13 protein-coding genes are annotated in these 14,225 nt (G+C 44.5%); 1 reads left to right on the top strand and 12 read right to left on the bottom strand.

Translation table 11 applies throughout. The features are described from left to right. Both BLT91_RS17440 and BLT91_RS17435 read right to left on the bottom strand, forming a co-directional pair. Positions 1-718 (bottom strand): NAD(P)/FAD-dependent oxidoreductase (locus BLT91_RS17440; protein ID WP_090823188.1); only part of this gene is annotated, 718 nt, incomplete at its 3' end. Between the two features lie 70 nt (positions 719-788). After that, positions 789-1,115, bottom strand: a complete 327-nt coding sequence (locus tag BLT91_RS17435; protein ID WP_090823186.1) for a helix-turn-helix domain-containing protein — start codon at positions 1,113-1,115, stop codon at positions 789-791. Between the two features lie 416 nt (positions 1,116-1,531). Between BLT91_RS17435 and BLT91_RS33910 the strand changes: the two genes are divergently transcribed. Then, positions 1,532-1,759 (top strand): hypothetical protein, encoded by a 228-nt coding sequence (locus BLT91_RS33910; protein WP_141225020.1) that lies wholly within the window; start codon positions 1,532-1,534, stop codon positions 1,757-1,759. 878 nt (positions 1,760-2,637) lie between these two features. Here BLT91_RS33910 and BLT91_RS17430 read toward each other — a convergent pair. From BLT91_RS17430 to BLT91_RS17385, 10 genes are all read right to left on the bottom strand, one after another. After that, positions 2,638-2,979, bottom strand: a complete 342-nt coding sequence (locus BLT91_RS17430) for a protein YmzB (protein ID WP_090823184.1) — start codon at positions 2,977-2,979, stop codon at positions 2,638-2,640. A 170-nt stretch (positions 2,980-3,149) separates the two neighbouring features. Next, the gene (locus BLT91_RS17425; RefSeq protein WP_090823182.1) at positions 3,150-3,905 is read right to left on the bottom strand and encodes a 3'-5' exonuclease; all 756 of its coding nucleotides are present in this window, start codon (positions 3,903-3,905) and stop codon (positions 3,150-3,152) included. 338 nt (positions 3,906-4,243) lie between these two features. Continuing rightward, complete coding sequence (locus BLT91_RS17420) at positions 4,244-4,504, bottom strand: hypothetical protein (protein WP_090823180.1); 261 nt, start codon at positions 4,502-4,504, stop codon at positions 4,244-4,246. A gap of 993 nt (positions 4,505-5,497) precedes the next feature. Beyond that, complete coding sequence (locus tag BLT91_RS17415) at positions 5,498-6,259, bottom strand: sugar phosphate isomerase/epimerase family protein (protein ID WP_090823179.1); 762 nt, start codon at positions 6,257-6,259, stop codon at positions 5,498-5,500. A 300-nt stretch (positions 6,260-6,559) separates the two neighbouring features. Then, the gene (locus BLT91_RS17410; protein WP_090823178.1) at positions 6,560-7,582 is read right to left on the bottom strand and encodes a Gfo/Idh/MocA family protein; all 1,023 of its coding nucleotides are present in this window, start codon (positions 7,580-7,582) and stop codon (positions 6,560-6,562) included. Between the two features lie 180 nt (positions 7,583-7,762). Continuing rightward, positions 7,763-9,274, bottom strand: a complete 1,512-nt coding sequence (locus tag BLT91_RS17405; protein ID WP_090823177.1) for an extracellular solute-binding protein — start codon at positions 9,272-9,274, stop codon at positions 7,763-7,765. A gap of 99 nt (positions 9,275-9,373) precedes the next feature. Further along, a complete protein-coding gene (locus BLT91_RS17400) occupies positions 9,374-10,255 on the bottom strand; it encodes a carbohydrate ABC transporter permease (RefSeq protein WP_090823175.1) in 882 nt (293 codons plus the stop codon). A gap of 10 nt (positions 10,256-10,265) precedes the next feature. Continuing rightward, complete coding sequence (locus BLT91_RS17395) at positions 10,266-11,189, bottom strand: ABC transporter permease (protein WP_090823197.1); 924 nt, start codon at positions 11,187-11,189, stop codon at positions 10,266-10,268. Between the two features lie 29 nt (positions 11,190-11,218). Next, the gene (locus tag BLT91_RS17390; RefSeq protein WP_090823173.1) at positions 11,219-12,208 is read right to left on the bottom strand and encodes a LacI family DNA-binding transcriptional regulator; all 990 of its coding nucleotides are present in this window, start codon (positions 12,206-12,208) and stop codon (positions 11,219-11,221) included. Between the two features lie 349 nt (positions 12,209-12,557). Beyond that, a complete protein-coding gene (locus BLT91_RS17385) occupies positions 12,558-14,213 on the bottom strand; it encodes a glycoside hydrolase family protein (protein ID WP_090823171.1) in 1,656 nt (551 codons plus the stop codon). Positions 14,214-14,225 lie beyond the last annotated feature (12 nt).

Here is a 14,225-nt window from a genome sequence, read left to right as displayed (position 1 = left end):
GATGATGGCCGATCGCTACGAATATACCGTCGGTTTCGATGATTTCCGCAGCGCCTGTTTCATTGTTTTGCACTTTCAATCCGGTTACGCCTTTTTCATCGGAGATAACCTCCAGCGGAGTCCGATCCAGACCCCACTTGATTTTGCCATTTTGCCGGGCGCGATCCTGCATGATTTGAGACGCCTTCAGTTGGTTTCTTCTGTGGACGATGCGGACTTCCGCGGCGTATTTTGTCAAGAAGTGTGCTTCCTCCATGGCCGAGTCACCGCCGCCGACCACGATTATTTTTTTGCCGCGGAAGAAGAAGCCGTCACACGTGGCGCAAGTGCTCACGCCTCTTCCAATATTTTCGTTCTCATTTGGAATTTGCAGAAATTTTGCGGATGCTCCCGTAGAGATGATCACGCTCTCGGCTTTTAGCGTTTCACCACCTTCCAAGTACAAGCTGAACGGACGGTTCTGCAGATCGACGCGGCTTACCCGGCCTGTTTTAAACCTGGCGCCGAATCGCTCTGCTTGCTTTCTCATATTGTCCATCAGTTCCGTTCCCAGGATCCCATCCGGAAAGCCGGGGAAGTTCTCAACTTCCGTCGTCGTCGTCAATTGCCCGCCGGGCTCGGTTCCTTCGATAACGAGAGGCTCCAAATTCGCCCTCGCCAAGTAAATCGCTGCTGTTAATCCGGCTGGACCAGTACCGATAACAATCGATTTGTACATGGTAAACAACTCCTTTTTATTATTTTTCAAAATATAATCGTACATAAACTATTTGGGTAAAAATTTTTTACTAAAGCAGTCGATATTGAAGCTTACATACATCCGCCCCGTTATTTGCCGCTGATTCGAACTTCGAACGCTCTTGACGAATCAGTCTACTCGCTTCCATCCGCTTGAGCAGCGGCGTCAATGTCCCGGAATCCAGATCCATTATGTAAGCCATTCCCTCACCGTGCTCTCGTTTCGTTCCCAAAGGACCATTAAAACAATATACTTCGGATAGGTGATGCCCTTTTTTCCCTTTAACTGCCGATACATTCGCGAAGTGGCTCAGGAACAAACCTATAAGGAAAAACACAAAATAATCCTTTAAATGAAACACTTCCTCTACCTTCATCCCTCCTCTTTTTTGATATGATACACGGTCGATTCAATATTCAGAGATAAATTGGAGTATTGACTCCATTAATTCACGGATTCATCATAACGTTATTTTTTTGGATTGTCAACTCCATTTTTGACTACATAGGTCAAGCTCGCTTATGACAAGGGAGGAGGTTTGTTGGGATTGCAGGATCATGGAGTGTCTTCTATTAAATGGATAAAAGTAACTGTGACGTTTCAGGTCAATTCCAAAGTCACATCGATTGGTAATATAACAAACCCTTACAAATTGCAGAAAAGTGAGGAATAATCATACAGAACGCTAAGCTGGGTACACGGCAAATGTTTACGCTGACCTTTACCTTCGCCATAGGAACGACGTAATATTTCTGCCGGGGGGACTCATCGCCGAGGCGAAGCAACGCCTGGATAGTACAGATATGGGCATGCTTGTACGGTCATATCCTTGAATCGGCCTGGCTATATCTATACATGTGTCATGTCGGATTAAGTCTTGTGCAAATTTGCGGTAAGGTATTGGGAAAGTGGTTGGGAAGGCTCGTGGCTCTTCTTCAGCTGGCTTTCGTGGAATTGAGCAGGTTACGAATATATTCCTTCTGTGAAAAATTGTCCATGAAGTATTCCGGGTTGGAGTGAGAGAGTAACGTCCCGTGAGCATCAATGACGAAATTGCTTGCATTACGAGTTGTGACGCTGATGCTTTTCATCGTATTTTGGTTGTAAGACTTAATATCGAGTACGATAGCGGATTTGGATGACTCTGAAAAAGCTTACTCAGGAACGATGAGGAACGTCAGCAGTTGAAGCGCTCCAATGTGATAACTGTTTATTTTTAGCGGAAACATCTCTAAGTATTGGGACAGCTGATGTGTACCATGTCTTGATCAGGCGACTGCCCTACTACATCGGTGTAAGCGCCGTTCTTAAAATTGTATAGGCCGATATTGGAAATGAACGGATATATACTCTGTACCTTCGTCAGCATAGCGAAAAAAATGGAGTTTACAATCCATAAAAATAACGTAATGATAGGATCATGAACAAACGGAGCAAACACTCCAATATTCAATTTAAAAAGGAGAGTTGTACAATGTCAGTTAAAGAACAATTGGATCAAACGAAGGAAGGCTTTATCGCGTTGTGTCCGATTTATGGGCACAAAACACTAACTTTTATACATATGTCCAAATAATGTTAGTTTGTCAAACTTGGAATATTAGTTAGAAGAAATCTCGATGCAATTATTCAAAATACTTAGATGAAGAGAACCCTCTTCGAATAACATTGAACAATGTTAATATGGACAAATGTCCTGATTCTTACCATAGAAAATAGGTTCGAGAAAAAGGAAAAAGGCGAAGACTCCGCCCTTTTTACTTCGTTTATCCTTTCAAGGATTGTAGCCACTCGGAATAACATAGACTGCAAAATATTTCATAACAGTCTTCGATCAATGTTGACAAGTATATGTCTATGTCAAAAGTCACCCTCCTTCAGATGCTTTATGATTGCGGTTATTGAGTGGTGATCATGTAAGAGGCGCGATCCGTTTGAATCTCCATTCTTTTTTCATTTTGAATACCATGGAAGTTTCCGTCGAAAGGAATTTCGTAACTATCTTCAGGAAGCCTTTGCTTTTCACCATCATTTGTCTCGATGCTTCCACTTCCGCGTAGCACGATCGCTTTGGGCGATAAATAGGCGTCTAAGGTGTCTGAAAAGCTCATGAGTCCAACGTCATGTACGTTAATTTCTATCTGATCTATATCTTCTTGATCTTCTTTTTTAATCATGATGCTCTTGTCTTTATTGGCTTCAAACCAGCTACAAACCTCTTGCATAGTTAATTCGTCCATCGTGTTGTCCATCCCTATCTTTGTTTGATTCGATTCAAATGTTCTACGTAAGCATAAGTATTCTTTACATTAGTGTGGATCGGCTATTCTATACTTTGGGTAGTAATAATTGTTATTCTTTTATTGTTCGATAAATACAGAAAGACCCCATTCATAGGGGTCTACGCCATTTAAGCATATAATAATTTTTTTGTTTTACGACCATACTTCATATGCGCAAACTTCATAAAGAGATTTTGAACCATTCTGATTTCGTGATCAGCTAAGTTCATGATGGCGATATACTTCTGAGTATTCCGATTCTTTAAAAAATCGTCCCAACTTAACATCTGGTCATTTTCAATAGCTTTGTCAAGCGACATAAGGATCCATTTCTTGATGCCGCCCGTACATATTTTCACAGTATCTGGGGTGAAATAGTTGATGTCACTTACGATTCCTAGTTTGAGCTTCAATAAAAGCGCAGCATTTAAAGCATCATCCAGTGCAGAATGACTTTGTCCGATGAACTGAAGGCCATGATCCTCTAGAGCTTGCTGCAAGCCTCCATCAAAATGACGCGTCATGTCCAACAATTGAGTAGTGATCCATTCTGTATGAACATGATTTACTTTGCAATCAACCATTAAAGTGAAGAAATCGCTGGCGCCCCATGCGATCAGCTTATAATCTGTGCCGCAAAATTTTTTGAATTTTTTAATAACCGCTTCAAAAGGCTTGCTTTTTAATAACGTTTCTTTGGTGATACCGCAAAACTGCAATGCAAATCTATTTAAAGGAAATTTAGGACGAATAAAGCTTTGGAATGTCTCGATAATTTCCATCTGCTCATTTAATTTTACAGCCCCAATTTCAATAATCTCCATAGGATAAATGTCATAATGCTGCCTACCGTTGAATTCGAGATCGATAACGATGTAATGCATGCTCTATTCACCTCATTACTTCTCATATACCATGTACATAAAAATGAGACCATGATGGATACGAATGTACCACATTCTCTTCATCCACTCAATCCTTTAATTCTTCCCAAGTCAGGGGTAAAATTCATAATGGTGAAGATGGAAATACGTATTCCATTCCCCTAGGTGACACTATGGAATCTGATACGAATGTGGTTTTTACAGATGTAAGTAACAAATCTGTTGGTGGGTAATATTTCAAATAAGGATTTGGGCTAAATAAAGTGGAATGTTGAGGGAACCGAGTTTAGTAAAAAACATTCACATTTCTAAGATTGGTGTACAAGGAAATATTGTTTTTACCCTTGATACTCCAACTGATGTCGAATACAAACTGGATGATAATAAAAAGAAGAAAGAGTATCTCTCTTTGCTTGTTGAATATTCCTTCGGCTTCCCATTTCGATGATTTCCCCGATCTTTTCAACATCCTCTGTAATTGTATGACCGAACATTGTTTTATTGATAATTTCTAAAGCTAATTCCGTCATATCGCGGTGAATAGGTCTTTCTTCCGAGTTAACCCAAGTATGGATCATTCGTTCTGTATATTCGACCATTAAATCGCCAAAAGAAGAGATATGTTTTAGGTGAAACCCTGAAGTTCATTCTAGTGTGATCCCACTCCTTTATAAGTCCTATATTCTATAGTAGGACAAAAGATCTATAAGCACAAGAATAATTTGGAAATTATTGTCGTAATGTGTTGAAATTTTTTCATCAAAAAATATTCTTAAAAAGGAAATGGCATCTGCTTGCGATCAGGAGCCGAAATTATGACCCTTTTGTATAAGAGAGATAACGTTTTAATTTACCTGATTATCCATTCAACCAGTTAGGATATATATTTACTGCGCTCTTCGTTGTGGGAGGTCATCTTATAACTGAGAATGCGTACGAAAAATCACGGACATCAGCCGAGCAAATTCTCCGGAAGTTGAAGGAAACATTCGAAAGGAATGTTTACATCATCATCAACAGTGGTGACGACAAAGTCTAGGTAAGGGCAATGTCAGCTGCTTCGCGCTGAGAACTACAAACACAGCTGGCACAAGCCTTACGTCAATAGAACGGACATTTACGTAAACGTGGATGAAGAAAGCAAAAAATCGAATTTGCTAGGGAGTACCTCTGGATAGACAAAACTCCCATTTTTCATGTCGGCTCCGTTCCCGCCACTCTTGCCCGGGCGTGGGAACTTATCGAGCCATTCTACCTCCAACTTAATGATCTCTTTCTGATACTAGAGTTACGAACACCCGAAGCTGATACTAGGAAGACTACAAGATGCTACAAAATGAGAAGCTACAAACCTAGTAAAGAAAGGTGTTTCAAGCCCCCAAAATCAACTAAAAAAGCGACGGTACATTAGGAAGCGTCTTTCGAACGCCACTGACCGTACCGTCGCTTTTTGAGGAACAAACTAAAGACTAAACCTAAATCCACAATTCGTCGCCGCTTGATGCTTTACCTTTTCTAACTATTGAATTTGTCCAATTAGTAGTTACTTTTGGGACAGCCTCATGGCATTCTTAGCTATATGAATTACATATTTATACGAACCCTGCTTCTCTGAGATTATTATAGCTGATTCTCAAGCTTTCGAACGCATCCTTCGGGCCTTCATCACGTTCGACCAGGTACCATTTGACCCCGGCCTCCTCACAGGCGCTAAAGATTTCAGGCCACTGAAGGTTGCCTTCCATAATTTCAGTCATGATCTGCTGATTATCGATAATGGTCATATCCTTCAGATGGATAGCCTCAATTCTGCCGTTCAGTTTGCGAATCCATGCACTGGGGTCGGCTCCGCCGGCCTGCACCCAATAAGTATCCAATGTAAACAGAAAGGTTTCCGGGTTGGTTGCCTCCGCAAGAATCTCTATGCCCAATCTGTCTCCATACTTTTGAAACTCGAAATGATGGTTATGATAGCTGAACTTCAGCCCGTTTTTCCCCAGCTCATCGGCTATCGCCGTAAACCTCTTGGCAAAGACGGCATACCCCTCGGCATTGCGGTATTCTTGAGGGAGTCCGCCAATCCCCGCCAAACCGCAGCCCAAGGTATGGTGATCCTTAATGAGCACGTCCAAATCGTTCGTAAACTTGGTAATAGGAGTATGTATCAGTACAATCTTCAAGCCGAGGGAACGGACAATGGCAGCCAACTCCTCCGCTGGGATAGGACCGAGCCCCGATGCCTGGACGGTGGTATACCCGATCTCTTTGATCCTTTTGAGAGATTCCTCAATGGCCTCCGGTGTTTTCGCATAGTCCCGTATTGTATAAAGCTGTGCTCCTGCTATTTTAGTCATGCTCTCATCCCTCCTATGTACTTCCATATTCACAGATTTGTGATGCCGCTCCAATCATGCCTCTTCTATTCCCCACATTTTTCGTAGATTTCCCAAACTATACGCTCACTTCCGTTAAAATGAATGATAGTGAAAATTTCAACTAAAAAGAAGGGATACGAGACAAAAGCCACCTCTACCGGTTCGCTCGAGAGAAGGACCTCCGGCATCTGTTCGTAGAATCAACAGGGCCGCCGATGTCGGCAGCCTGCTTGTCATTTTTTTTACATCCCGTCATTGGCATATTGCTTGCATGGAACGTTATCCGACTGATTTTACGATGTCTTCATGCGGAACAGGAAGTTCTTTTCCTTCCGCTGCGGAACGCTCCGTCGTTTCGATAACGGCGATGTTTCGCATCGCTTGCTCCGGCTTGACAATCAACTCTTCCCCTTTGTACAAGTGAGCAGCAATATTTTCATAATATTTATCGCCTTGATCCTTAACGCATGGCACCTTAGTTTCTACCTTTACACCGTTGATTTCGGTGAAAAGCGTAAGCTCGCCGTCAAACATGTTGGCGTCGATGATCCCGCCCTTCGTGCCGAGCACGCGGATGTGGGGCTTGCCGGCGAAGGCGATGTTCGAAATTTGAATTTGGATGACAGCACCGTTTTCCATTTGAACGATGCTGTCGACATGATCTTCATTGGAATATTCGTGCCAGACCCGATTATGTATGAAGCCTCTGACTGATTTGATTTTTCCGGGAATGATGCCAAGCGCGTAATCTACCAGATGCGCACCCCAGTCGTACAGTGCACCGCCGGAGATCTCTTTGTTCGAACGCCACCAGTTGCCTGGGGATTTATATCCGCCCATGCAAAATTCCATATGGAATATATCTCCGAGGATTTCCTTCTCGATTAATTGCTTCAGCGTCAAATACCAGCCGTCCCACCGGCGGTTATGGTAAACGGACAGCATCTTTCCTTTTTCCTGGGACAATTTGACCATTTCGTACGCGTCTTTGGTAAAGATGCACATCGGCTTCTCCAAAATGCAATGCTTGCCGGCGCTTAAAATTTGTTTGGCCAAGCTCGCGTGCGTGTTATGTGGAGTAATCACGGTGATGAGATCAATATCGTTCTGTGAGATCAGCTCCGTCGGGTCAGTAAACGTGCGAATCTCCGGAAAATCCTGCTTGGCCTGCTCCATGCGTCCGGCATCCAGGTCACAAGCCGCAACAAAGCTGATCCCGTTCTTTATCATTTGTCCGGCATGCTGCTTCCCCATGTTGAAAGCACCACCATATCCGATAACGGCACCGCGCAATACTGACATGTCGCATCATCTCCTAATCTATATGTTCATAAATACGTAGGCGTTGCCGCCCGTCTATCGACCTGAAAGTCGAAGCGAATTCCCCATGTGCAGTTAGTTGTGTTAAAATGCCCTTTAGTTGAGCGAGCAATTTTCATAAAACAGGGGCCGGAAACGTTTGTCCAACCCCCTAGCTTTTTATTACTTACCGGATTGTTTAACTTTATACCATTCATTTAATTCTTTAGTATAAGCGTCTCCGCCTTTGGACTTCCAATCCTGAACGAACTTGTCGAAGGCCTCGATCGGCAGCTCCCCGGTCACAATTTTGACAGATACTTCGCGAGCCGTTTTGTCAAGCTCTGTCTTCTTTTCGCGCACGGCGTCGGAAGGTACGAAACCGATGGAAGGGTTGGTCACATTCAGTTTGTCGATGTTCTCCAGGTTAGCCTTCTGAGCCTTTTGAATCTCGGCCGGAGCATCTAATGCGATGATGTTCGTCGGATCGTTCGGAACGTTCCAGATCAGGTTCGCTACCCCGTCTTCCGTATATTTGTTACCGATCATCGCGATCGTTCCGTCGGCGTTCTTTTTGAAATCAACACCTTCGACCCCCTCCTTCCTCAAATTCACTCCTTCTTGGCCGATCTGCCAATCCAGCAGCTCAATCGCTTTCTTTGCTTTGGCTTTGTCAATCTTAGCCGGCAAAACGAATTCTCCGAAAAACCCTGAGCCGATCGGATAACCGGTTTTGCCGTTCTGTCCGACAGGAGGTTGGATCATGATCAATTCCGCCTTAGGATCGACCTTCTTCAGGTTCGCTACGAAGCGCGGAAAGTCGTTGGTCTGAGCGCCTAAGAATAACCCCGCTTTGCCGCTTTCAAGCTTTTCCCACATCTGGTTGTCTTTCATGATCGTAAAGTTTTTGTCGATACCGCCGACATCATATAATTTATGCAGCCAAGCAAGCGCCTCTTTGCGCTGTGGCGCAATGGAGGTGCTCATCAGCGTTCCGTCCTCCATTTTGCGCCAACCGTTGCCTGTATCGAAAGCCATGAAGATCGGATCCAGATGCCAATCCATCGTTTGATTCAGAATTATGCCGACCGTGTCGTTCTTTCCGTTTTTGTCCGGATCCGCATTGGCAAACTTTACGGCCACATTATAAAAGTCATCCAGCGTCTTCGGAATCGGCAAGCCGAGGTTATCCAACCAATCTTTGCGGATCACAACCGCACGGCCCTGAGGAGCCGGACGCGGAATGCCGTACGTTTTACCGTCTACCTTGATGAGGTCCCACATTTCCTTCGGCAAATTTTTTATATTCTTCGTATCTTTAATCAGGTCGTCCAACTGCAGGAAAGCCCCTTGCTTGGCATAAGTTACGAGCTTAGGGTCGGGAAAGGACGTATAATGAGTAATGTCCGGCAAATCGTTTGCGGCGATCGAAGCTTGCAGCTTATCGCTGTATTGAGCCGAAGGAATGGCCTGTGCATCAAATTCGATATTCAGCTTGTCCTCCATGTATTTCCATGCTTCGGTTTTTTTCGGAGGATTGTTGTAAAGCGGATACATAAAGCTGATTTTCTGTTTGGCTTCAGGCTTCGAACCTGTTGCCGAGGACTTCTGATCCGCAGTGCTTGAACAACCGATGACCGACCCGACGAGCAAGCCGGCGGCAAGCACCGACCCCACAATTTTAAAACTTTTCATTTCATTTTTCCCCTTCCTAGAAGTTCTAAATATTTGGACAGAACAACAGTAGGAACTGCCGTTCGACATCCCGATACCGGCTGATAAACGTGAGCTCATTCAGCCCTTCACGGAGCCCAGCAGGACCCCTTTGGCAAAATGCTTTTGCAGAAAAGGATATACAAGCAAGATCGGTAAGGTGGCTATTATGATGGCGGCCATTTGGATCGTAGTCGGGATCACTTGAATATCCGTTACCAACCCGGCCTGTCCAAGCACATCCTGCGTTGAGCCTTGGAAAATCATTTGCCGCAAAAATACTTGAACGGTCCAAAGCCCGGGCTTTGTTATGTATAACACGGCGTTAAAAAATTGGTTCCAGTTGCCCACTGCGTAAAACAGCGTAAACGTCGCGAGAGCCGGCATAGATAGGGGCAGTACGATCTTGAACAGAACTCCGAAGTTTCGGCAGCCGTCGATTCTTGCCGCTTCTTCCAATTCTTCAGGGATACCCTGGAAAAAATTTTTTAATATGATCAAATTGAAAGCGCTTATAGCACCAGGTAAAATTAGCGCCCATACCGTGTTGAACAGCCCCATCGATTTGACGATAATGTAGGTAGGGATCATACCGCCGCTAAAAAGCATGCTGAACAGAACAAAGAACATAATGAATCCTCTGCCGCGCAAGCGTTTCTTCGCCAACGGATACGCCATGAATGCGGTCATAACCAAATTGACAAGCGTTCCTACAATAGTGGCGAATAACGTCACATATATGGAACGAACAAAATTACTGTTATACAAAATCACTTTATATGCATCCCATATAATCCGTTCCGGCCAGAGAATGATACCGCCGCGAAGCACTTGATCGATAGGCGAAATCGAAGTGGCCACTATATAAAGGAACGGAGACAGCGTTAAAAGCGATATAACAACCACAAGCAATATATTCACGCCGTCTAATAGTTTGCTGCTCCACGTCTCTCCGATACGCATAAATTGCCCCCTAGTAAATGCCTTCTTCTCCGGCTTTTTTCGCCAGCCAATTTGCTGATATTACAAGAATAAGACCGACAACTGATTTGAAAAGACCTACCGCAACGCCGAAACTGAACCTTCCGCCCGTAATTCCTTCTCGGAATACATAAGTATCGAACACGTCCCCCACTTGATAAACGAGTTCGTTCAGCATGAGAAAGATTTGTTCGAACCCGACATCCAGCACATGGCCAAGACGCAGAATAAGCAAGACTATGATCGTACTGCGCAGCGCCGGAAGCGTCACATGCCACAGCTGACGCCATCGGCCTGCCCCGTCCACCACGGCGGCTTCGTACAGCTGAGGATCGACACCTGCAAGCGCTGCCAAGAAAATGATCGTTCCCCAACCCACTTCTTTCCAGATGCTTTGCGATACAATAATTGTTCTGAACCAATTGGAATCGGTCAGGAACGGCATGGAGTGCATACCGCTATGAGTCAGAAGTTGGTTGATTAAGCCCTCCTCAGGATTTAAAAGAAAATACGTAATGGAACCTACGACAACCCATGAAATAAAATGCGGCAAGTAGATGATGGTTTGCACCGACTTCTTAAACCATTCCCTCCGTATTTCATTTAGCATCAGCGCTACGATAATAGGGGCGGGGAAATAAAAAACGATATTATAACAACTGATCAGCAACGTATTTCTGAGAAGCCGCCAAAATCCGTCATATGCGAACATATCGGCAAAATGCTTAAAGCCCACCCATTTGCTGCCAGTAATGCCCTGAAACGGACTGTAATCCTGAAAAGCCATCACGATCCCGAACATGGGCGCATATTTGAAGATAAGAAAAAAAGCCAAGCCCGGAAGCAAGAGCATATACAATTCCCAATCGGTTAACCATTTTGGAAACCGCGAACGGCGTTCCGTCATTTGCATCATAGCTGGTTTCATCTCCGTTTCCCTCTCGCTTACCGGCGGATCGTTGAATCGCGCGCGATTAATTCAATGCTTAGCTCGTGCTTTCTTTTTACATATTCCCCGCTAAGAGCCTGCAAGATCAAATGAGCGGCCATCGTACCGATTTCAAATTTCGGCTGACGTATTGTCGTTAAAGCCGGATGGATGTACTCAGCCACGTGAATATCGTCAAATCCGATGACGGATAGGTCTGCCGGAATGCTTAGACCTTTTTCCCGAATGGCCTTGTACCCACCTAACGCCATTTCATCGTTGGCATAAAAGATTGCTGTCGGACGATGCTCGTTCATCAGCAGCAACTTAGTCGCATGATATCCGCCCTCTTGGGTAAAATTTCCGACTAGCATCCACTTTTGCCGTTCTTGGATATCATACAGCTTCAGCGCATTAAGGAACCCTTGTTTTCGTAGTTGATTGTTAAAAGAAGTTACCGGGCCGCCGATCCATCCGATATCCCGATGCCCCAATTGAATCAGATGTTCCGCGGCGAGAAACCCCCCTTGGATATTATCCGCCGAAATGTTCATAATGAAATCGCTATCAATGATTCGGTCAAGGCACACGATCGGGCACCCTTCGCGGGCTGTGTCCCGCAAAAAATCCGTTTCAATATTCTTATCAAGAACGATCGCTCCGTCAACTCGCCGCTCCGTTAAGAACTTATAAGCCGTCGAGTCACTCCCGCCTACCGAGCTGCAAGCGATCAGATCAAATCCGTTCGATATTGTAACCGCTTGCACGCCACGGATTAGTTCGGAATAGTAGGGACCGGATAAATCTTTCAAGATAAGCAAGATCGTTTTCGATGATCTTCGTTTGAGATCCATAGCAAAACCGTTTTTCTGATAGTTCAGTTCCTTCGCCGCTTGCTGAACCTTCTCACGGGTAGTTCGACTAATCTTCGAGCTTCCGCTGAGTGCGTAAGAAGCGGTAGAAACCGCTACTCCCGCCCGCAATGCTACGTCTTTAATAGTTGTCACAACTTCACCTGCTAATTGAAAAAATGTGAAACGTTTCGAATAAAGCTATTATAAAACTCCATCCAATATCTGTCAATGCGGGGCAGCAGTTTTGTAACGTTTCGAAAAACGTTCAATTTTTGAGCATTGGATCGCCGTCTCCATTGGCAGAAAATGCATACTTCAAGTTGATGCCCAAAGTGTTTGCATATTCCGTCATCCAAGCATTATGGTCGATGTCTTCGCTCGGTTTGAATTTCAGTGTGGAGCCACGCAAAAACGACAAAACCGCCCGAATTATGGTGCATTAGGCGGTTTTGTCGTTTTTATTAGCACTGGTTTTCATGCGCTCATTTTGAGATTACTAATTCTATTGCAAGAGCTGCGCGACTGATGCTTTGGGCGTTGTTGCGGTATCATTCGTTTGATTGCTCAACCCGCCGCGTCCACGAAAGTCAGGACTGACCACATCATGTACGCCGTCCGAATATATTTTTACACGGATCGCATCCAGTGTAATCGGAGCAGTCCCCTGTCCGCCCCAAGTAAAAATACCCGAATTCATCCACCCTCCCTGACCAGAGGCTAAAGTTGTCCACGTGGAGCCAAGCTTATACTCAATCTTCCACATGGTATATGGTTGAGGCTGATTGGGATAGGAACCCGCAGCAGAAAAATAATTAATTTGTTTGGAAGATGACCATGACGCTTGCCAATATAAAGCATTTGCTTCTGTTATTTTACCAATATTTAATCCGTACGGGACTCCATACTCATTCCAATCTCCCTGCATAAGGTATTTATTATAGACGGAATCATACATCAATTCTTGAATGCTCCCACGAGGAGTGCCCCAATTCGAGGCGTTCCCGCTATAGATTGCGTCGGAGGATAGAAGTACATTATCGGCTGCTCCATTGACAAGAGTCCCCTTAACTTCCCATAATTTATACGTCCATTCCGCAACATTGCAACCGGTTCCGGAGCAGCTAGACGTAAAGACTGCCCTTAGCGCACTGGAATTGGGAAGTCCCCCATATACATTTCTTTCTAATCCCGCATTATGATTTCGTGTAATCCCTGTTAGATCTGGATTGATCGTTCCTTCCGTGGTCCATGATCCTGTTCCATTCCAAACATCCGATCCTATCATACTAATAATTTGCGTGTTTTTCCCAATATAATTAGGATAATCCGCAGGGTACGGATGCTGCTCCCTCACTGCATAGAAACGATCTCGACTTCCATCATAAACCATATCTACATTGTTCAAATAGTCTGCAGTCCCATCTGTTCTCTTTAATCCAGTCTCCGAAAGCTTTTTGGTTACAGAATCCGTTGGAGATGGCACCGTTGTCATATCTATTGAAGGCGGGGAATTATCCATGTTGCTTAAATCGATATCCGATCTATACACATGCGTGTCGGCGTCAGAAATACCCCTCGTAAAAAAGAGCAGTACCCTGCCTCCAGATACAGCTGTTGCGGACGGCTGGCCGACACCCCAGTAACTGGTATTGGTAAACTTGATGATCGGCCCTGGATATCTGGTCCATGGCCCGGTCAGTTGATTTGCAAAAGCAACTCCAATTTGATTATGCGTACTTCCATTGATATCGTTGCCGGTATAAAACAAGGCATAGGCATAATTCGTGTTTTGATACTTGAATGTTCCAGCTACAACTGTCGGATCGCAAACGTGATAGCTATCCCAATCACCGGAATTTGTACTGGCATGATAGGCTTCTTGATTCGTTACGATACTACCGCTAACTCGTTCTGTATACCAAATACTGTCTTTAATCACTCCAGAGGTAGAATTATGACAGGTCCAATAGCGCTCAGTTGAACCGTCAATGATTGCCGTGGGCGCATAGGCATAATATTGGCCTCCGCCGCTGGAGGGGTCATAAATCTGCGTGACTGTGTTGGGCGTCCAATTAATAGCCGCATAGACGGACTCTGTGCCAAGAAACAGAAACATAAGGATCAATGTGAACCATAAATAAAGTAATTTCACCTTCATTAGATTTCCCCC

The sequence above is a fragment of the Paenibacillus sp. yr247 genome (assembly GCF_900103825.1).
Taxonomy (GTDB): domain Bacteria; phylum Bacillota; class Bacilli; order Paenibacillales; family NBRC-103111; genus Paenibacillus_E.
This window is presented reverse-complemented; position numbering and strand designations above follow the sequence as displayed.

Excerpts from the sequence above, each read along its gene's own strand:
- BLT91_RS17410 (WP_090823178.1), bottom strand. The coding sequence starts at position 7,582 with ATGTCAGTATTGCGCGGTGCCGTTATCGGATATGGTGGTGCTTTCAAC.
- BLT91_RS17415 (WP_090823179.1), bottom strand. The coding sequence starts at position 6,259 with ATGACTAAAATAGCAGGAGCACAGCTTTATACAATACGGGACTATGCG.
- BLT91_RS17425 (WP_090823182.1), bottom strand. The coding sequence starts at position 3,905 with ATGCATTACATCGTTATCGATCTCGAATTCAACGGTAGGCAGCATTAT.
- BLT91_RS17405 (WP_090823177.1), bottom strand. The coding sequence starts at position 9,274 with ATGAAAAGTTTTAAAATTGTGGGGTCGGTGCTTGCCGCCGGCTTGCTC.
- BLT91_RS17400 (WP_090823175.1), bottom strand. The coding sequence starts at position 10,255 with ATGCGTATCGGAGAGACGTGGAGCAGCAAACTATTAGACGGCGTGAAT.
- BLT91_RS17430 (WP_090823184.1), bottom strand. The coding sequence starts at position 2,979 with ATGGACGAATTAACTATGCAAGAGGTTTGTAGCTGGTTTGAAGCCAAT.
- BLT91_RS17385 (WP_090823171.1), bottom strand. The coding sequence starts at position 14,213 with ATGAAGGTGAAATTACTTTATTTATGGTTCACATTGATCCTTATGTTT.
- BLT91_RS17395 (WP_090823197.1), bottom strand. The coding sequence starts at position 11,189 with ATGATGCAAATGACGGAACGCCGTTCGCGGTTTCCAAAATGGTTAACC.
- BLT91_RS17435 (WP_090823186.1), bottom strand. The coding sequence starts at position 1,115 with ATGAAGGTAGAGGAAGTGTTTCATTTAAAGGATTATTTTGTGTTTTTC.
- BLT91_RS17420 (WP_090823180.1), bottom strand. The coding sequence starts at position 4,504 with ATGGTCGAATATACAGAACGAATGATCCATACTTGGGTTAACTCGGAA.